This window comes from Mycobacterium sherrisii (assembly GCF_002102355.1).
GTDB lineage: Bacteria > Actinomycetota > Actinomycetes > Mycobacteriales > Mycobacteriaceae > Mycobacterium > Mycobacterium sherrisii.
This window is the reverse complement of the sequence record NZ_LQPT01000068.1, coordinates 1-19,281: the sequence shown is the minus strand read 5'-3', so window position 1 is coordinate 19,281 and position 19,281 is coordinate 1. Positions and strand designations below refer to the sequence as shown.

Here is a 19,281-nt window from a genome sequence, read left to right as displayed (position 1 = left end):
AGATCATCCCCACTGAGCCAAACAGGTGGTCCCTAGCCCGTGGCCAAACCATGGTCCCATCACCTAGGCGAATGACAAACGCCTTGAATACAACAACTTTTCGTCATCGGACTCATTGCGCACACCTGTGTGGAGGCCACCCGTCGATACGGCGCGTTAGGCTACGACGTCACCGTGGCCCGCGCCGCCACAGCTGATTACTCTGACACGGACATGCGCCACATTCGAGGTCAATATGACGAACCACGCGAGTGCCATCGTGACCGCAGCCGAGGCGGTGTGTTCAATCTCCTCGCCCCTGAGACCGTCGCGGTCCAATTCGCTGGCGCGGCAGCAGATCCCTGGGCCCGGGGCAGCACGCAGCGGCCCAAGTGCCCCGGAGGGGGCGGGATTATTTGGCGGGCTTGCCGCCGCGGCCGCGCGCGTTGTCGATGAGCGTCGCGGCCGCGGCGCGAGCGTGGACTATGGGTGCGGTGTCGTTCGTCGACGTCGCCAGTGCCGTGGCACCTTCGAACACAACCGCGAGCTGCTGACCCAGCAGGTGCGGGTCAGCCGCCCCCGCCTCCTCTGCGACCGCGATAAGCCGGCGAATGAACCCGGATTTGTGGGACCGCACGATCTTGTCCGTGCTTGTCATGCAGCCTGCGGACTCCACCGCCGCATTATGAAACGGGCAACCGCGCACCACTTCCGTCGGTGACATCTCGAAGAGCGCCAATAACCGCTCACGCGCAGGCAGTTCGGTCTGATCGAGACGCTGTTCGATTGGCGAGCCTCCGCGGGCATCGATGTCCCGCAAATAGTTGTCGACCAGCTCACCCTTGCTGGCGAAGTGCTGGTAAAGCGTGCGCTTTGAGATGTTGGCCTGCTGTGCGATGAGTTCGACGCCAGTCGCATGAATCCCGTTGCGATAGAACAACGCAGCGGCGGCCCGTTCAATGCGTTCGCGTGCACCCCGCCCGCCGCGGGAGCGTATCGCAGATTCTGCCATCCCATTAAGGTACACCGGGCGGTTTTACTATGGAAGAATTCCGTGCCTACAGATAAACCGGTCGGTATCTACCGCCGCGGTGCCGGCTGCGTGGACGCCCCGATAGCCACCCGCTTGGCAACCCCCGCACGGCCGCCACCGAGTCCAGTCGCGCGGTACTCGCGGGCAGTGAGACCGTACTTCGACTTGAACAGCCGGGAGAATTGCGACGGGTTCGAAAGACCCCACCTCGCGGCGATAGCGCCGATGGGCTGGTCGGCCAAAGGGTTCGCCATGTCCCTGCGGCATCGTTCCAGGCGCCTCGCACGTATCCACCCGGTCAGCGTCTGACCGTCGTTTTCGAACGTTCTTTGTAGTGCGCGCTTGGAAACATAGTGGGCTGCCGCAATTTCGGTGACGCACAGATGCGGATCGCTCAGCCGATGCTCGATATATGCGTAAACACGCTTCATCAAACCGACTTTGCCCACTTCGGGATCTTGTAAGGTATCGATATCGTCGGTCGACACATGCATCCGGACCAGACGCTCCGTGATGAATCGGCTCATGGCGTCGAATTACTCAGGTCCAGTGAGCGGCCTGTCGACGTCGGTCGTCACGTCAACTCTCATGGGCCGCGAGGAAAGCGCGATCCCCAAGGCCTGCAAGGCATTGCCCACCGAGCACCACGGGTCGAACGTACCGGCGACGGCCATCGCTTTCCAGCGCTCCGGAGCCGGCGCGTGACATCGCGGGTTTCCGGCGAAGGGCAGCCGGCCCCGGTGGCGCTTGTCGCGCCATCACCATCGAGCCATCGAGGCACCCGGCCCCAAGATCCAGCCGAACCGGTGCGCCCGTCCCGCAACGTTCGATGCGACGCCCCGGCTGGCAAGGGTAGCGGGCAGCCCCTTGAGTACCGCAGAAGTTGTTTCACCTCATGGCCTTTCAACCACCGGCCGGGTCACTCGCGGGACTCGGCGCCGCTGCGGTCACGTATCGGCCGCTATCGATCGACGGTGCCGGAGGTCTCCGTAATCTTCAGCATGCGCCGAACGGCACCGATGCGGTCAGCAATCATTCGCTCGCCGATCGCCGTCCCGGGAACGGAATGGGCCATGTGGAATGCGCCGGCGTAATGGTGAATCTCGGTGGGAACACCGGCCTCGATGAGACGGCGGCCATAGTCCAAACCTTCATCTCTGGTCGGATCGACTTCGTACGCGGTGAGGTACGTCGGTGGAAGCCCAACCAACTCCGCTACCGCGGCACGGCCTGGAGCGGCGTAGACAGGAACGTTGGTACCGCCCGGCCGGTCGGTACCGGTCAGGTAGTAGCGCCAGCTGTAGGGAGAGTTCACCGCCTGCCAGGCCGGCGTATCGACCAGCGTCGTCATCGACGGCGTGTTCAACCGGTCGTCGACGGTTGGAGCATCCAAGAATTGGGCAGCCAACTGCGGGCCGCCGCGATCCCGGACCAGCAACGCGAGTGCTGCGGCCAGACCACCACCAGCGCTCTCGCCCAGCACGCCAAGCCGTTCGGCGTCAATTCCGTATGGCCGCCCGGCGGCGGCTCCGGCCCATTGCATAGCCGCGTAGCAGTCCTCCAGCGCAGCCGGATACGGATGCTCGGGCGCCAACCGGTAGTCCACCGCCACGACGATGACACCCGCTCTGTCCACCAGCATGCGCGCCGTGGAATCCGCCAATTCCAGATCGCCAAGAACGTAGGCGCCACCGTGCAGGTACAGCAATGTCGGTCGGGGGGCCGAGCCTTCCGTCGGCGCGAAGACGCGCGCCAAAACCTCTGGGCCGCCGCGCCACCCAGGGATCCTGACATCAGAGACCGACAACGGCATCGTCGACTCGTACCGAGGCAGGGCGCTGATCAGGCTTCGCACGGCCTGGCGAGCGGCCGTCAAGTCGGAGAGATCGGTTTTAGGGAAAACGGCAGCCGCAGCGGCGAGTTCTGGGTCAAGCACAAAATCCATATCGAGTCACCTTTCGACGAGAGGTCTTGATGCATCTGCGGGTGGCAAGTGCCCGGCAGGCATTGCATTAGACGCCAAGGAGATTCGCTATACGGCAGTTTCCTCGGAGGCGCCGGCGGCCGCCACAGTCTTGTGGCGTGAAGGATCATCAATCATCATGCCCCGAAGGCCCTCAAAGGCTTTTGTCGGCAGGTGACCGAGAGTTGCTCATCCGCGCAAAGCGCGTTCGTAAACTAGTAAGCCCTAGCCGACATCTGCAGTGTCAGCGGCAATTTGATGCTGACGGCGACCCCATCAGGGCCACAACGGCGATCGGTCGGTCGAGGTGCAAGTCGATGCCGACACACTCGTGCCGGCTATGAGGGCTCGTCCTCGGCGGTGGCGGCATCGTTTGTGGCCAGGTGCTGCAGGACCCGTTCGTTGAGGGCGGCGAGCAGGTCGAGCTCGGCCGGGGTGAGTAGGTCGATGAAGTTCCGGCGGACATCCTCCACATGCCGGGGCGCCGCCTGCTCGATGGCGGCGCGGCCCGCCGGTAGCAAGACGACCATGGTGCTGCGGGCGTCGTCGGGGTTGGGCTCGCGGCCGATCAATCCGTCCTTCTGCATGCGCCGCACCTGATGGGAGACACGGCTCTTTTCCCAGCCCAGCGTGTTGCACAGCTCGTGGGCGGGCATGCGGTGCCCGTCATGACCTGAAAGCACCGCCAGGACCTCGTAGTCGGCGCCGGACAGGCCCGATTCCTGCAGGCTCCGGTTCAAGTGCACGACGAGCTGATGATGCGCGTGCATGTAGGCCCGCCAGGCGCGGTCTTCGCGAGGGCTCAGCCAGTTCGGTTCCATCGGCAGCCACGTCTCCTCAATTGGTTGACTCATCAACCATCCGCTGTCTAAGGTTGATACGTCAACCTTTCCAACCGTAAACCAGGATAGGACACTCTCATGAGCAACATCAGCATCATTGGCACCGGGAACATGGCCCGCGTCATCGGCACGCTGGCGGTAGCGGGCGGCAACGCCGTGGAGGTCATCGGCCGCGATCCGGCCAAGGCCGCTGACCTGGCCAAGGCTCTCGGTGGCGCCGCCACGACGGGAGAGTTCGGCGCCGTTCCGACCGGGGAGATCGTGATCGTCGCCGTGTTGTATGCCGATGTCGTGCCGGTCGTCATCCAGTACGGGGACGCCCTAGCGGGCAAGACCATCGTCGACATCAGCAACCCGTTCAATTCCGCGGCCGACGGGCTCGCTATCCCCGATGACACGTCGGTGGCGCAGGAAGTTGCCAAGGTGGCCCCGGCCAGCGCCAGCGTGGTGAAGGCGTTCAACACCATTTTCGGTGTCGTCCTGGCTCAGGGCCGGCTGCTCGACGTCTTCATGGCCGGCGACGACGCGCGCGCCAAGGCGGAATTGGCAGAGTTCGTCGAGAGCCTCGGGTTGCGCCCGTTGGACGTCGGCGACCTGCACATGGCGCACTGGCTGGAAGGAACGGGCCTCGTTGTGATGGGTCTGGCCCGGCACGGGGTGGGAAACTTCGACTTCGCGCTCGGCGCCACCGTTCCCGCCTGACCCGCACCGCCCCGGTCCACACCACGGACCGGGGCGTCGTGCGCCCCACGGATGGTTGATCGATCATCGAAAGGAGTTTTCGTGATGAAGCTAGGATTCGCACTTCCCATCGTTGGGCCCGCAATCAGCAGCGCCGCTGGCCTGAGCGCATTCTGCAGCGGACTCGAGGACCTGGGCTATGACACGCTATGGGTCGGCGATCGCCTGGTCACGCCGGTCGACATGCACAGCACCTATCCCGGCAAAGAGCAGCCGTACCCGCCGCAGATGACCCGTTACCTGGATCCGGTGCTGCTGTGGACGGTCGCCGCGACGGCGACCAACCGGGTGCGGCTCAACGCCAGCACGCTCAGCACGTTTTACTACGAGCCGGTGCATCTGGCGCGACTCCTGACCACGCTGGACGTGCTCAGCGACGGCCGCCTCGACGTCGGCGTGGGCATCGGGTGGATGAAGGACGAACATGACATCGCCCGCAGCGCCAACTGGCACCGGCGTGGTCAGATGCTCGATGACCTACTGGCGTTCCTGCACGAGTGGTGGACGACCACCCCGGTGTCCTGGGAAAGCGAATTCTTCTCGCTGCCACCGGTTCACGCCGACCTGCGCCCGGTGCAGGCCGGGGGGCCGCCGATCTGGATCGGCGGCGTCAGCGAGGCCGCGATGCGCCGGGTCGGCCGCAGCGGCACCGGTTGGCTCGGGGTCGAGGGGTTGCAGGGCGAGGTCACCGACCACCTGTGGTCGATTGCGCGCAGTGCCGCGCAGGACGCCGGCCGGAATCCCGACGCGCTGAAGACGGCCATGCGGGTCAACCTCGAATCGGGCACGCCCGTCACCGCTGTTGTCGACAAGCTTGAGCGCCTCGCCGAATCCGGTGCGGACGAGGCGATCCTGGATGCCTTCGCAATGTTCTCCACCCTTGACCAGATGCTCGACTTCGCCGGCCAGGTGATTGCCCGATGGGGTGACCATGGGAAAGCTTGACGGCAAGGTCGCGGTGATCACCGGCGGGTCAAGCGGGATGGCGTTGGCCGGGGCCAAGTTGTTCGTCGACGAAGGAGCTCATGTCTTCATCTCGGGTCGCCGGCAGGAGGCTTTGGATGCAGCCGTCAAGCTGATCGGCCGCAATGTGACCGGCGTGCAAGCTGATTCGGCCGACCTGGACGAGCTGGACCGCTTGTTCGACGCGGTCAGGCGGGAAACGGGTGCCATCGACGTGTTGTGGACAAATGCGGGGACGGGCGAGGAGTGCAAGCTCGGCGAGATCACCGAGCAGCACTTCGATGCCACTTTCGGGCTGAATGCGCGCGGCACGCTGTTCACGGTGCAGAAGGCGTTGCCGCTGTTCAACGATGGTGGCTCGATCTTGATGACCGGGTCGATCGCATCGGTGCAGGGCTTCCCTTCCTGGAGTGTGTACGCGGCGAGCAAGGCTGTACTGCATGCCTACGCCCGCGTCTGGTTGTCGGAGTTGAAGGACAGGAGGATCCGGGTCAACGTGCTGACCCCGGGCCAAGTCGCGCCACGCCGATTCAGCAGCAGTTATTCGACGAGGAGACAAAGGCGCAGTTCGAAGCATTGATCCCGCGAAAAAGATGGGCAGCCCCGAGGAGATCGCGACGGTCGCGTTGTTCCTGGCGTCGGATGACTCAAGCTATGTCAACGGCACGGAATTGATTGTCGACGGCGGCACCACGGCAATCTGAGCACGCCACCGGTCACTTCGGGGAGTCGCGGGCGGCCGCCTCAGCGAAAGCGGATGTTCAACGTCGCGAGGCCAAAGACTTTGCGGCCAGCCGACTTTGCGCCGACGAGGACGACGCCCGAGCGGGTGTCCGGGTCCAATGATTTGACCCGGCCGCTGTATTCGATGTCGGCCCCCTGGGAAGCCGACACGATCACGGGCTGGGACAGGCGCACCGCGTAGCGGGTCACCGCACCGGGATCGCCCGACCATGCGGAGCCGAATCCGGCGCCCAATGCCATGGTGAGCATTCCGTGAGCAATCACGTCCGGCTGCCCCGCCAGTTTGGCGAGGCTCTCGTCCCAGTGAAGCGGGTTGGCATCGCAGGCCACCCCGGAGTAGTTCACCAGGTCGCCGCGGGACAGTCGGGCGTGGTGGACGGGTAACTCGTCGCCCACCTTCACGTCATCGAAGGAGGGTGTCCCCGGGGTGCGCGTCATGCCACCATCGGCGATGCGCACCTCGTCCGCGGGGCGCACCGTCTTTTGGTAGTCCGCTTCGGAATATTCAATTCCGGCGAGGTTCACGTCGTGCATCATCACTTGCTGCGCGACCGTTCTGATCGTCGGGTCGACATCCTCGGCGGTGACGCCCACGACGGTGGTGTGCAGGGTGTGCACCCGCTCGCCGGCGGTATCGGTAAATGTATTGGTCACGGTGATCAGGTCCCGGCCGGCGATCCTGCGCACCGATGACAGCTCGACGTCAATGCGCAGTTCGTCGCCGGCGACGATCGGGCGGTGCTGCTCGAAAACTTCTTCGGTCTGTAGATACATCTCGTAACCGATGACCACCGATTCGAACAGGTGCCGATTGGCGGCCATAGCCGGGGCCGACGTGAACGTCAGCGGCGCCACCAGGTCCGAATATCCCAGCTCAGCGGCGGCGCTGCGCTTCCAGTGCGCAGGGTGATAGTCCTGCACGGCACGGGCGAACTCACGCACCTTCTCGCGGCCGACCTGGTACGTGTCGTCGATCCGGTAGTAATGGCCGACCCGCGCTTCGAGCGCCGATGCCCCTGTTGCTGCGGTCATGTACCGTCCCACTTTTCTACCGGCCTGTTCACGGAGGCCGACGTACGCACACTAACGTGCCGGCCCCAGGCCACCGCAGGCCGCCAACCCGGATGACGGCGTTGCCGAAGCCGATGGCCGACGACCGACGGCCCCCTGGCGACATCGACCACTCGGAATCGAGAGGGACGACGACGCCGTATCCGCGCGCCCCAACGGCCGGGGCTACTCGTTGGCGGGGCACCCAGAGACATCACCAGCGCCGGGCACGTGCAGCGCGTTGGGCCGGTACATGTCGTGAACGACGCAGTGCCGAACCAACTTTGGGGGCGACACGAACGAATGACGTTTGACAACATGCTTAGTCGTTCGGCGCGGTCACATTGACGTGACGCCCGGGTAACATCCGGTTGGCAGGGTGCTGCGCGTAATTGGTTCGATCACAGGACACCGACGCGCCCGGTCTTGCCCACGGTGGCTGCTGTCGGCGACGTAACCATGGTGTCCGCCACCCGAGGAGCGGTATGGCGAAGCGCTGGAACATGTCTCGGCGGGGTCTGCTGACGCTGGCCGGCGCCGCCGCCGGCGCGGCGGCCGTGACAGGGGTGGTGGCCGAGCTACCTCGTACGCCCGCTGCCGCTCCAGTTAAGACCCCCAAGACAATCGCCGAGGCCGGCGAAATGCTGCGGTCCCGCCGGATCACGTCGGTGCAATTGACCCAGGCGGCCCTGGCCGAAGCAAAGCGGCTGCAACCGCAGCTGAACGCGTTCATCACACTGACCGACAAACAGGCACTGGACACCGCCGCGCGGCTCGACGCCGAATTGGCTCGCGGAGTCGATCGTGGCCCGCTGCACGGCATCCCGATCGTCTGCAAAGACCTCTTCGCCACCGCGGGCGTGCTCACCTCGGTCGGGTCGCAGGTTTTCGCGCACCGGATACCGACCGAGGACGCGGCCGTGATCACCCGGCTCATCCAAGCCGGCGCGGTGAGCATCGGCAAGACCAACCTCAATGAATTCGCCGCGGGCATCGACGGCAAGAACGTCTATTACGGCGACGCGCACAACGCGCTGCGGTCGGAGCGATCGCCCGGCGGGTCCTCGAGCGGGACCGGCGCGGCGATCGGCGCGGGCATCGTCGCGGCCGGTATCGGCAGCGACACCGGCGGTTCGGTACGAGTCCCGGCGGCATGGAACGGCGTCGTCGGCATCCGACCGACGCACGGACTGGTCAGCCTGTACGGTGCGTTCCCCCGCGCGCCACGGTTCGATGTCGCGGGCCCGCTGGGGCGCACGGTGCACGACACCGCGGTGATGCTGACGGCCATGGCGGGTCCGGACTCCCGCGATCCGTACTCGCGGACTGCGCCGAAAACCGATTACCTGGCCGGACTCGACAAAGGTGTCTCGGGTTTGCGGATCGGGCTGATCGAGGATTACAGCTTGACCGGCCTGGACCCCGACGTGGCGGCGGCGGTGCGCCGGGTACTGCCGCTGCTCGAGCAGCTCGGTGCGCAAGTCAGCACCGTGAAGGTCGAAAACCTGTCCACCCTGCTGGATTTCACGCCGGCGTTCACCATCCTGCGCTGGGAGTTTACCCAGGCGATGCGCGACGTCTACGGCCCGGTTGCCGACAAGAGCGTCTTCGGTCCGGTCGTGCGGGCCGACATGGCGGCGGCCGCCAAACTCACCCAGGCCGACTACGACGCGGCGGTGGCGCGGCGGCCCGCCGACGCGTCACCGCTGCGCTCCACGCTTGACCACGTCGACCTGCTCCTGACGCCGACGATGCCGACCGTGGCGCCGAGACTGGACACCCGTTCCGACGAGTTCACCCGCGGCCGGCGCTACACCATCCCCTTCACCTACGCGGACCTGCCGTCGATCTCGGTGCCGTGTGGTCGCGGCGCCGAAGGCCTCCCGGTAGCGGTGCAACTGGTGGGCCCCGAGTTCGGTGAGGCGCTGCTGTTCCGCGCCGCCGCGGACATCGAGCGCCACACCAACGGTTGGTAGCGGCGCTGCGGGCAGGTGTGCTGCCACGTCGCTACGGGGAATGCGCGGTGCCGCGGTAGGAATGCGTGGCGTAGGCCAGTGCCCGCCGGGAGAAATCGTCGAGTTGGCGGGCGAGCGCCACGGAGTTGGTCGCCATGTCCAAATAGGTGCTGCACGCCTGCGAGTGCAGCGAATTCCATTGCACCGCCATCTCATCGACCAAGATTTGGTCCAGACGGTCGATGACACTGCGAGTTTGCGCGAGGTCTGGGCCCGACACCGGCACCCCGTCCGGGTCCAGCCGCCACTCGGCGAACCGAAAATGCTCGATGGCGTTGGTGGCGTCGATCTGATCGCGGAACACCGTGGCGACATAGCCCGGATCGATATTTCTCGCGGCCGCCGCCGCGCTCGCACGGTCGATCACCTGTTCTTCACGCACGGGATCGTCCACGGCGCCGCCGGTCCTGAATTTCACGGCGGCGACGGCGTCGGCAGTCTGCAGCCGTTGCGCCGCCGTGTCCACCAAAGCATAAAGGGGACTTTCCCTTTCGTTGTTCGATGAGTCCGTGGCGACCGAGCGCGCCGATTCGTGCGGCCGAAACTGTCCGGGCATGGGCGCATCCTCTTCTGGTCCGTCAGTGCCTTCAGCTGTGCATCAACAACGTGCTTCACGGTACGCGCGCTTCGTAGAGCGTATCGGTTGGACACAGGGGTTACCGGCGTACGCGCGTTTTACATTGTGCTGCCTAATGTTTCGCTAGGCCTGTCGGCAATGTCACCTATACTACGAACCCCTCGAATAGCAGAATCGGGGCGTAATTGAACCGATGCGCCAGGGGGGCCGGGGCAGTGCGATCCGACGGGCGAGAACAGCGCCGAGGGCAGTCCGGACGTCCGGGTGACGACCCGGCGCGTCGATCTGGCCAGGCTGTTTCCGCCGTCCTGGTGGCGGCCGCGTTGGCCGGCGTGTGCCTGCAGCTCGTGGTCATGCCACTGTGGCTACTCCCGGCGGATCCGGCCTGGGGATGGCTTTTGCTGGCGATGGCGGCCCTGACAACACCGTATTGGTCGCTCGTCCACGAGGCGATCCATGGCTCCTTGCACCGAGATCGGGTCTGCAACGATCGGCTGGGACGCCTGCTTGCTATCGGTTACGGGGCGCCCTTTTCGCTTCTCAAAACGGGTCACCTGCTGCACCACCGGTACAGCCGGACCCGCCGGGACCGAACCGAGATCTACGATTCCGCCACGACGCGGTGGACAACCATGGCGCCGGGCTATTACTTCCGGCTCGTCGGCGGCCTCTATTTCGCCGAGGTCGGCTCCGTGCTGCTGGTCGCCGCACCGCGTCGGCTCTGGTCCTACCTGGCGCGCCGGCTCGACACGCCCGACACCGTCGCCGGGCTGATCCTGGACGGCATCAACCGACGACACCTGCACCAGTTCCGTGTGGACGGGACGGCGGTGGTCGTCCTCTACCTGGCCGCGGCCCTGGCGTATGGCCCGTACGCCTGGATGCTGGTCGCCGCCGTTGCCGGCCGCGCGGCGCTGATCTCCGTCGCGGACAATGCGTTTCACTACGGGATCCCGTTGGATGCTCCGCTGGACGCCATGAATCTGCGGCTGCCTGCACCGCTGGAGCGCCTCGTTCTCGCCTTCAACTTGCACAATGTCCACCACCGGCATCCGGGCCTGCCCTGGTACGAGTTGCGGTCGGCCTTCGCGGCTGACGACGACCAGTTTCACCTGGGCTGGTTCGGTGCCGTAGCCCGGCAGTTCCGTGGCCCGATCCCGGCCGAGGCGCGTACCCTTTCGGTCGTCGCCGACAACCAGACCACGCCCTGAAGCGATGACTGCGCTTCATCGGCCGCGCGGCCACCTCAACCCGATGGGCCGAATAGTGAAGTTGCTGCTGAGTGCGGTTATGGCGGCGTCGACCGCCCTGATTGCCGGATGCCAGTCACCGCGCCCCGACACCCATGCCGATAGTCTGGACGGCATAGTCCACGCGCGCATCGTGCGCGTTTGTAGCATCGGGGATTATGAGCCGTTGACTTATGTTGACTCGCAAGGCCAATGGAGTGGGTTGGACATCGACCTTGCCCACGACCTGGCCAGCCGGTTGGGGGTGACCCTGCAGCTCGTCCAGACAACGTGGTCGAACATCATCAGCGACCTGGACAACCGATGCGACCTCGCCATGGGCGGCATCAGCATCACGCTCGACCGGGCGCAACGGGCCCGGTTCTCCGACCCGTACCTGCAAGACGGAAAGGCTGCCATCGCGCGGTGCGGCGACGTGTCAAAGTACGGTGGGCTCGCCGATATCGACCGACCCGGGATTCGAGTCGTCGTCAATCCCGGCGGTACGAACGCGGACTTCGACCGTGCCAACCTACACCGGGCGACCATCGTCAACCACGCCGACAACAACACCATCTTTGACGAGATCATCACCGGCAAGGCCGACGTGATGATCACCGACGCTACCGAAATCCGTTGGCAGGCAAAACAGCATCCGCAGCTTTGCGGCGTGGCTGTCGACAAACCCTTCAATTTCACGCAGAAGGCCTACCTGATTCACCGCGGCGCGGCGATGTTGCAGCAATGGGTGAATCAGTGGCTCAACCTGGTCATGCACGACGGCACCTACGCCTCGATCAGTCGCAAGTGGCTGGGCCTGGCGGTCGGACCCTAAGTGCCCGGGGACGAAGTTCCTCCCGCAAGCAACCGGTTCAGCGATGCAATCCGGTTGCAATTGACCAGGAATCGGCGTAACTGGGATGCGAGAACGCCGATACACGTCAGCAGCAAGTTCTACGGTGCCGGCCACCGCGACCCGATGAGCTGGTTCGCCCCATTCGAGTGGGATGAGCTCGGTGAGCTCGCCGGGCGCCGGGTGGTCCACCTGCAGTGCCATCTGGGCACCGAGACAATGGCGTTTGCGCTCAAGGGTGCTCACGCCACTGGATTGGATTTCTCCGGCGTCGCCATCGAGGAGGCGAAGCGGCTTGCGCGCGCGGCGCAGCTGGCGATCGACTACCGGCAGGCCGACGTCTACGCCGCCGTCGAGGCGCTGGGGCGGCAGCGGTTCGACATCGTCTACACCGGCAAGGGCGCGTTGTGCTATCTGCCGGATCTGGCGCAGTGGGCAAGGACGGTCTCCGAGCTGCTGCGCCCCGGCGGATTCCTCTACCTGGTGGAGTTTCATCCACTGCTCGACGCGCTCGGCCCGACGAAGGGCGAGGGTGAGACGGACGACCTGGTGCTGCGCCACGACTACCTCGAGGGCCGCGGGGCGATCGAGCGCGACAGCTCGCACACCTACACCGATGGTCCGCCGCTGGCCCGCGACCGCGTCCACTATGAATGGCGGCACGGGCTGGGCGAGGTGGTCACGACCCTCGCACGCTGCGGATTTGTCATCGACAGCCTGACCGAGACCGAGCTGTTGCCCTGGCCGCGCTGGCCGGCGATGGTTCGCACCGATTCCGGCTGGTGGGCGCTGCCGGCGGCCCAACCACGGTTTCCCGTCATGTACGGGCTCAAGGCCAGCCGGCCGATCTGAAGCATGAAACGACAAGCCTTGTGCCGCAATTAAAGACGTGATCGAAGATAAGTTTCGGCCGATACCCGTGCTACGCTGACCCGGGATGCCCATCGGCATCTATTCAGAATGAGAGAAGTTGAAGGTATGACACAGGGAACTGTGAAATGGTTTAACAGCGAAAAAGGCTTCGGCTTTATCGCTCCGGACGGCGGCGCAGCGGATGTGTTCGTCCACTACTCGGAAATCCAGGGCAACGGCTACCGGTCGCTCGAGGACAACCAGCGAGTGGAGTTCAGCATCGAGCAGGGGGCCAAGGGTCCGCAGGCAGTTAAAGTGACTGCCGTTTAATCCGACTTATACGTCAGGTGGGCTGGTGGGGACATTCCCGCCAGCCCACTGCCGTTCGGGGACCCGTTTCCCGCGGCAGCGTGGTTCTGCGGTCTGATAATCAAAAGCGTTGCGGCAAAATCATTTTCGTTTCGGCTTCGCGGGCCGGCGCGGTTGCGGGTGAGCGGTCAACCGGCCACCGGTAGCGCGGCGGGACCCGTGTGCAAGCGCACGTGTAGACTGGACGGCGAGTCACTCGTTTGCCGTCGCGTGAAGACAAGCCCGTCCGGATGCGCAGCTGGCTCGTTCACAGACCCCGTTCGCGAAGCCGAACAGATTTTAGGACCCGTCCCATGAACTCATCAGAGTTGTTTTCCCATCCCTACGAGCCCACCGCGGTGTCGCGCAGCCAGCACGATCCCGAACCGGTGCAGCTACCCACCTTCTCGGACCGCCCCGACAAGGTTCCCCCCGCCGCGACGCCATCCTCGTGATCCGGCGGTGAGGTTCGACCGGCGGCGCGTGCCGTGGTCTGCAACCGACGGCACCCCGACGTCGCGCGCGAGGCAGTGAAGCACTAATTTCACTTCCCGTGATGTTCTTAGCTGCTCGGGCCATCGTGCGGTGGATTACCTCGTTGCTGACCGTTGCTGCCGTCGTCGTAGTCGGGATGGCCGCCGCCCCGGACCGCTCGGGCGTGCGGCTGGCCAGTGACAACAACCCGCTGGCCGGCGCGCCGTTCTACGTCAACCCCACCTCGGCGGCCATGCGCGCCGCCCAGAGCGCCGACCCGCCCAGCCCCGAGTTGACCTCGATCGCCAACACCCCGCAGGCGTACTGGATAGTGCCGGGCGGTTCGGCGGGCACGGTGGGCAAGTACGTCGGGGACGCCAACGCGGCCGGCGCCATCCCGGTGCTGTCGCTGTACGGCATTCCGCACCGCGACTGCGGCAGCTTCGCCGCGGGCGGCATGGGGTCGGGCGCGGACTACCGCAGCTGGATCGACGGCATCGCGGCCGGCGTCGGCGCTTCGCGGGTGGCGATCGTCGTCGAACCCGATGCGCTGGCGATGGCCGACTGCCTGTCGGGTGATCAGCGTCAGGAACGCTTCGACCTGATTCGCTACGCCGTCGACACCCTCACGAAGGACCCGAATGCCGCCGTCTACGTCGACGCCGGTCACCTGCGCTGGCACAGCCCGGACGACATGGCCGCCCGACTCAACCAGGCCGGTGTGGGTCACGCGCGCGGGTTCAGCGTCAACACCGCGAACTTTTTCACGACCGAAGACGAAATCGGTTACGGCGAAGCGATTTCCGGGCTCACCAACGGTTCGCACTACGTCGTCGACACGTCGCGCAACGGTGCCGGCCCTGCGCCCGACGGCGACCTGAACTGGTGCAACCCCAGTGGCCGGGCGTTGGGCGCCGCGCCCACCACGTCCACCGCCGGCGCGCACGCCGACGCCTATTTGTGGATCAAGCGTCCGGGTGAGTCCGACGGCTCCTGCGGCAAGGGCGACCCGCCGGCGGGAACCTTCGTCAGTCAGTACGCCATCGATCTGGCGCGCAAGGCGAGCCAGTAGCCGGGCACTGGAAACCTCAACTCGCGCGCGTGCCGAGCCGTGCCCGACGGAATAACCTTGCTGGATGCTTACCGAGTTGATCGAGCTGCCCGGTGGCACCTTTTCGATGGGGTCCAATGACTTCTATCCGGAGGAGTCGCCGGTACACCAGGTGACGGTGGGGCCGTTTCGCATCGAGCGTCATCCGGTGACCAACGCGCAATTCGCCGAATTCGTCACGGCGACGGGCTATGTCACGGTCGCCGAGCAAGCCTTAGACCCGGCCGCGTTCCCGGGGGTGCCGCCTGAGGACCTGGTGCCAGGTGCACTGGTGTTCACGCCAACTTCGGGCCCGGTCGACCTGCGGGTGTGGCGGCAATGGTGGACATGGATGCCCGGGGCGTGCTGGCGACACCCGTTCGGACCGCAATCCTCGATCGAGGATCGCCTCGACCATCCCGTGGTGCAGGTGGCCTATCCCGACGCCGCCGCGTACGCCGAGTGGGCGGGCCGACGACTGCCCAGCGAGGCGCAGTGGGAATACGCCGCGCGTGCCGGGGCCGAGTCGACGTACGCATGGGGCGACGAGGTTGCGCCCGACGGCCGACTCATGGCCAACACCTGGCAGGGCCGATTTCCCTACCGCAACGACGGCGCCGACGGATGGGTCGGGACCTCCCCGGTGGGCACGTTCCCGCCCAACGGATTTGGCCTGGTGGACATGATCGGCAACGTCTGGGAATGGACCACCACCCGCTACAGCATCGGCCACCACCCCGGGGCCGGCTCGCCGAGCTGCTGCCCGACCCCGGCGACCGGCGATCCCACCGTGATGCAGACCCTCAAGGGCGGCTCGCATCTGTGTGCACCGGAGTACTGCCACCGATACCGGCCCGCCGCGCGATCGTCGCAATCGCAGGACAGCGCCACCACCCACATCGGCTTCCGCTGCATCGCCAACTGAACCGCGCGGGGCCAGTGGCGAAACATTACCGGTAACGCCGCGGCATATGCCCTGTCCTAGGGCTTAACACGGCGGGCAGGTGGCGTAACATGCCGCTAACCGCCACCCAACGTTTCCGGTGGCACAGTGATCGCATGCCGTCGCGTCCGCACGTACCCCCCAAGGACTTCCCCCGTCCTGTGACCCGGGAGTACGCCGGTACCCGCGCCGACGCCGCGCGGTGGGTTCGCGACGTGTTGCGCAGTCAAATCCTCGAGGGCGCCTACGGCGGCCTGGCCGCGGCGCGACCGGCGCTGCCGTCGGAATCCGAGCTGGCCGCCGAACTCGGCGTCAGCCGCAACGCCATTCGCGAGGCGCTGGAACTGCTTCGCGGCGAAGGGCTGATCACCCGGGTGCAAGGATCGGGCACCTTTGTCACCGGCGCGAAACTGCGCCAGCACCTCGACCGGCTGGAGGGCCTGGCCGAGTCGCTGGCCGGGCACCGGTTGCCGGTGGACAACCAGGTGCTCTCGGTGCGCGAAGCCACCGCCACCCCGTTCGTGGCGGCCAAACTGCGGCTGCCCGAGAACGCCCCGATTCTGTTCATCGAACGGCTCCGGTCGGTCGGCGGCCTACCGCTGTCGCTGGACACCACCTCGTTACGCATCGGCGCCATCCCGGTCGACGCCAAACTCGACCAGCAAGACGTCTTCGCCCTTATCGAGCAGGAACTGGGTGTGCGGTTGGGCTGGGCGGAGATCACCGTCGAGTCCGTGTCGGCAGACACCAAGACCGCGGAACTGCTGCAGATCCGCCCCGGTGCACCGCTGCTGTTGCTGCATCGCTTGACCTATTTGCGCGACGGCACACCGTTCGACCTGGAGACCGTGCGATATCGCGGTGACCGATGCTCGTTGGTCACCACCGCCACCCGGGAGGACCCGCCGGCCCCGCAGTAGTCGTATCCAGTTCCGTTCTGTTACAGCGCTTTACCCCAACCCCAAGGAGAGGTAATACAGTCATGTCCGAACAACCCAACATCGTGTATTTCCACGTCGACAACCTCGGGCTCGGGGAGCTCGGTTGCTACGGCGGCGGGATGCTGCGTGGCGCCGACACCGCCCGCATCGACGCCTTCGCCGATGAAGCGCTGAAACTGTCCCACTTCGTCGTCGAACCGCAGTGCACGCCCACCCGGTCCGCGTTGATGACGGGCCGGTACCCGATCCGGTCCGGCAATCACACGATCGCATTGGGCGGCAACGACGGTGGCCTGGTGGCCTGGGAACGCACCATGGGTGACATCCTGTCCGAGGCCGGCTACGCCACGGCCTGTTTCGGCAAGTGGCACATCGGCGCGGAGGACGGCCGTTGGCCCACGGACCACGGATTCGACGAGTGGTACGGCCCCGCCCGCACCTACGACGAATGCCTGTGGCCCGATGACCCGTGGTACGACGGTGACCGCGACGGATACTCATACATGTACGACGGCACCAAGCAGGACGGTGTCCGCACCACCGATCAGCAGCTGACCGTCAAGCTCAAAGGCGAAGTTGACGGCGAATACGACCGGCGTGCAAAGGCTTTCATGAAGCGCAGCGTCGAGGCGGGTAAACCGTTCTACCTGTACCACAACCACTCGCTGATGCACTTCCCAATGGTGGTGCGCGAGGAATTCAAGGGCAAGAGCAGCAACGGCGATTGGGGCGACTCACTGCTGATGCTCGATCACGACTTCGGCAGCATCCTGGACACGCTGACCGAGCTGGGCATCGAGGACAACACGATCGTGGTGTTCGCCGGCGACAACGGTCCCGAGGATCATTTGCTGGGCCGGGGCACCGCGGGGTTCTTCGACGGTTCCTACTTCAGTTCCGCCGAGGGCGGGATCCGCACCCCGTGCCTGATCCGCTGGCCCAATCACGTGGCCGTCCGAGAGAGCAACGAGATGGTCCATGTGACCGACATGTTCCCCACCCTGTTGCGCTGGGCGGGCTGCGAGATTCCCGACGACCGGATCATCGACGGCATCGATCAGCGCGAATTCTTCGGCGGGGCAGAACAATCCGCTCGGGAAGGCTGCATGGTCTGGCTCAACGAGGAGCTACACGCCGTGAAGTGGTCGCAGTTCAAGATCAGCTTCAAACGCCAGCAGCACTTCCACGACCCGGAGATACCGCTCGGCTTCGCCAGGATCATCAATCTGCTCGAAGATCCCAAGGAACGCGAGGCGGTCAACCAGACCTTCGTCCGGTGGTGGGTGATGCAACACGCCCGCCGTCTCATCCGCAACTTCGAGGACAGTGTCAAGACCGAGGAATTGATCCCCGCCGGCGCGCCACTGGACTTCGTTCCGGCTCGCAGCGCCTGACGGGCACGACCGATGGCCGATGGTGCTACTCCCAAAATGTATGGCGCAGAATCGATCACCATTCTCGAGGGCCTCGACGTTGTCCGGAAGCGGCCCGGGATGTATATCGGGTCCACCGGTGAGCGCGGCCTGCACCACCTGATCTGGGAGGTCGTCGACAACGGTGTCGACGAAGCCATGGCCGGTCACGCCCGCCGGGTCGACGTGACGTTGCTGGCCGACGGAGGGGTCGAGGTCACCGATGACGGGCGCGGAATCCCGGTTGCGACGCACGCCACCGGGATTCCCACCGTCGACGTCGTGATGACCCAGCTGCACGCCGGCGGGAAGTTCGACTCCAACTCCTACACCGTCAGCGGCGGTCTGCACGGGGTCGGCGTCTCGGTCGTCAACGCCCTGTCCACCCGACTTGAGGTCGAAATCTGCCGGGACGGTTATCGGTGGACCCAGCACTACGAGCGGTCCCTGCCCGGCACCTTGACGCGCGGCGCACCGACGACGCGGACCGGCACCACGGTTCGGTTTTGGGCCGATCCGGAGATCTTCGAAACCACGGGTTACAGCACCGAGACGGTGGCCCGCCGGTTGCAGGAAATGGCGTTTCTGAACAGGGACCTGCTGCTGACCCTGACCGACCAACGCACCAACGGCCAGGGGAACCCCACAACCCGCACGTTTCACTATCCGGGCGGGTTGGTCGATTTCGTCAAACACATCAACCGCACCAAAAACCCCATCCAGCGCAGCATTATCGAATTCACCGGCGAGGAGCCGGGATGCGAGGTGCAGATCGCGATGCAGTGGAACGAGGGTTATTCGGAGTCGGTGCACACCTTCGCCAACACCATCAACACCCATGAGGGCGGCACCCATGAAGAAGGGTTCCGGGCGGCCCTGACCAACGTGGTGAACAAGTACGCCAAGGACAAGAAGCTGCTCAAGGACAAGGATCCCAACCTGACCGGCGACGACATCCGGGAAGGCCTGGCCGCCGTGGTCTCGGTGAAAGTCGCCGAGCCGCAATTCGAGGGCCAGACCAAGACCCGGTTGGGCAATGCATCGGTGCGATCCTTCGTGCAGAAGATGTGCCACGAGAAGCTCACCGACTGGTTCGAAGCGAATCCGGCCGAAGCCAAGGTCATTATCGCCAAGGCCACGTCGTCCGCGCGCGCCCGCATCGCGGCGCGCAAGGCGCGGGAGTTGGTGCGGCGGAAGAGTGCCACGGATTTGGGTGGGTTGCCGGGCAAGTT

At 65.4% G+C, this 19,281-nt stretch carries 19 protein-coding genes and 1 pseudogene; 14 read left to right on the top strand and 6 right to left on the bottom strand.

From position 1 onward, the window contains the following. Nucleotides 1-391: 391 nt before the first annotated feature. From AWC25_RS10650 to AWC25_RS10635, 4 genes are all read right to left on the bottom strand, one after another. A complete protein-coding gene (locus tag AWC25_RS10650; RefSeq protein WP_085166754.1) occupies nt 392-991 on the bottom strand; it encodes a TetR/AcrR family transcriptional regulator in 600 nt (199 codons plus the stop codon). Nucleotides 992-1,059: 68 nt separating this feature from the next. Then, nucleotides 1,060-1,539, bottom strand: a complete 480-nt coding sequence (locus AWC25_RS10645; RefSeq protein WP_085166753.1) for a helix-turn-helix domain-containing protein — start codon at nt 1,537-1,539, stop codon at nt 1,060-1,062. Nucleotides 1,540-1,973: 434 nt separating this feature from the next. Beyond that, nucleotides 1,974-2,957, bottom strand: coding sequence for an alpha/beta hydrolase (locus AWC25_RS10640; protein WP_069402007.1), 984 nt, complete (start codon nt 2,955-2,957; stop codon nt 1,974-1,976). 356 nt (nt 2,958-3,313) lie between these two features. Further along, nucleotides 3,314-3,796 carry a MarR family winged helix-turn-helix transcriptional regulator gene (locus tag AWC25_RS10635; protein WP_069402008.1) on the bottom strand — a complete coding sequence of 161 codons (483 nt, stop codon included), beginning with the start codon at nt 3,794-3,796 and terminating at the stop codon, nt 3,314-3,316. A gap of 99 nt (nt 3,797-3,895) precedes the next feature. On the opposite strand from AWC25_RS10635, the gene AWC25_RS10630 reads away from it, so the two are divergent. The 3 genes and pseudogenes from AWC25_RS10630 (at nt 3,896) to AWC25_RS26515 (ending at nt 6,225) form a co-directional block, all read left to right on the top strand. Beyond that, nucleotides 3,896-4,519: an NADPH-dependent F420 reductase gene (locus AWC25_RS10630; RefSeq protein WP_069402009.1), complete on the top strand. Its 624-nt coding sequence runs from the start codon at nt 3,896-3,898 to the stop codon at nt 4,517-4,519. 84 nt (nt 4,520-4,603) lie between these two features. Further along, on the top strand, nt 4,604-5,503 hold the full coding sequence (locus AWC25_RS10625) for a TIGR03619 family F420-dependent LLM class oxidoreductase (RefSeq protein ID WP_142278786.1): 900 nt from the start codon (nt 4,604-4,606) through the stop codon (nt 5,501-5,503). Continuing rightward, nucleotides 5,490-6,225: pseudogene (locus AWC25_RS26515) on the top strand (SDR family NAD(P)-dependent oxidoreductase). Before AWC25_RS10625 ends, AWC25_RS26515 begins: the two are co-directional and overlap by 14 nt. A gap of 40 nt (nt 6,226-6,265) precedes the next feature. On the opposite strand, the gene AWC25_RS10620 reads toward AWC25_RS26515, so the two are convergent. Further along, nucleotides 6,266-7,297, bottom strand: coding sequence for a fused (3R)-hydroxyacyl-ACP dehydratase subunits HadA/HadB (locus AWC25_RS10620; RefSeq protein ID WP_085166752.1), 1,032 nt, complete (start codon nt 7,295-7,297; stop codon nt 6,266-6,268). A gap of 503 nt (nt 7,298-7,800) precedes the next feature. Here AWC25_RS10620 and AWC25_RS10615 point away from each other — a divergent pair. Next, nucleotides 7,801-9,291 (top strand): amidase, encoded by a 1,491-nt coding sequence (locus AWC25_RS10615; protein WP_084229492.1) that lies wholly within the window; start codon nt 7,801-7,803, stop codon nt 9,289-9,291. Nucleotides 9,292-9,322: 31 nt separating this feature from the next. On the opposite strand, the gene AWC25_RS10610 is transcribed toward AWC25_RS10615, so the two are convergent. Further along, nucleotides 9,323-9,886 (bottom strand): chorismate mutase, encoded by a 564-nt coding sequence (locus AWC25_RS10610; RefSeq protein WP_069402013.1) that lies wholly within the window; start codon nt 9,884-9,886, stop codon nt 9,323-9,325. Nucleotides 9,887-10,218: 332 nt separating this feature from the next. Here AWC25_RS10610 and AWC25_RS10605 point away from each other — a divergent pair, with 332 nt between their 5' ends. The 10 genes from AWC25_RS10605 to AWC25_RS10565 form a co-directional block, all read left to right on the top strand. Next, nucleotides 10,219-11,118: a fatty acid desaturase family protein gene (locus AWC25_RS10605; protein ID WP_142278785.1), complete on the top strand. Its 900-nt coding sequence runs from the start codon at nt 10,219-10,221 to the stop codon at nt 11,116-11,118. 4 nt (nt 11,119-11,122) lie between these two features. Then, on the top strand, nt 11,123-11,971 hold the full coding sequence (locus tag AWC25_RS10600; protein WP_372513556.1) for a transporter substrate-binding domain-containing protein: 849 nt from the start codon (nt 11,123-11,125) through the stop codon (nt 11,969-11,971). 60 nt (nt 11,972-12,031) lie between these two features. Continuing rightward, nucleotides 12,032-12,841, top strand: coding sequence for a class I SAM-dependent methyltransferase (locus tag AWC25_RS10595; protein WP_244899495.1), 810 nt, complete (start codon nt 12,032-12,034; stop codon nt 12,839-12,841). 126 nt (nt 12,842-12,967) lie between these two features. Further along, nucleotides 12,968-13,171, top strand: coding sequence for a cold-shock protein (locus AWC25_RS10590; RefSeq protein WP_069402015.1), 204 nt, complete (start codon nt 12,968-12,970; stop codon nt 13,169-13,171). 332 nt (nt 13,172-13,503) lie between these two features. Beyond that, nucleotides 13,504-13,644 (top strand): hypothetical protein, encoded by a 141-nt coding sequence (locus AWC25_RS27000; RefSeq protein ID WP_169717122.1) that lies wholly within the window; start codon nt 13,504-13,506, stop codon nt 13,642-13,644. Between the two features lie 98 nt (nt 13,645-13,742). Then, entirely contained in the window at nt 13,743-14,735 is a 993-nt protein-coding gene (locus AWC25_RS10585) for a glycoside hydrolase family 6 protein (protein WP_085166750.1), read from the top strand. Nucleotides 14,736-14,799: 64 nt separating this feature from the next. Next, entirely contained in the window at nt 14,800-15,678 is an 879-nt protein-coding gene (locus AWC25_RS10580) for a formylglycine-generating enzyme family protein (RefSeq protein ID WP_069402017.1), read from the top strand. A gap of 233 nt (nt 15,679-15,911) precedes the next feature. Continuing rightward, nucleotides 15,912-16,616, top strand: a complete 705-nt coding sequence (locus tag AWC25_RS10575) for a GntR family transcriptional regulator (protein WP_084229495.1) — start codon at nt 15,912-15,914, stop codon at nt 16,614-16,616. 62 nt (nt 16,617-16,678) lie between these two features. Continuing rightward, a complete protein-coding gene (locus tag AWC25_RS10570) occupies nt 16,679-18,031 on the top strand; it encodes an arylsulfatase (protein ID WP_069402019.1) in 1,353 nt (450 codons plus the stop codon). A 12-nt stretch (nt 18,032-18,043) separates the two neighbouring features. Beyond that, on the top strand, nt 18,044-19,281 hold a 1,238-nt coding region (locus AWC25_RS10565; protein WP_425320228.1), incomplete at its 3' end, for an ATP-binding protein.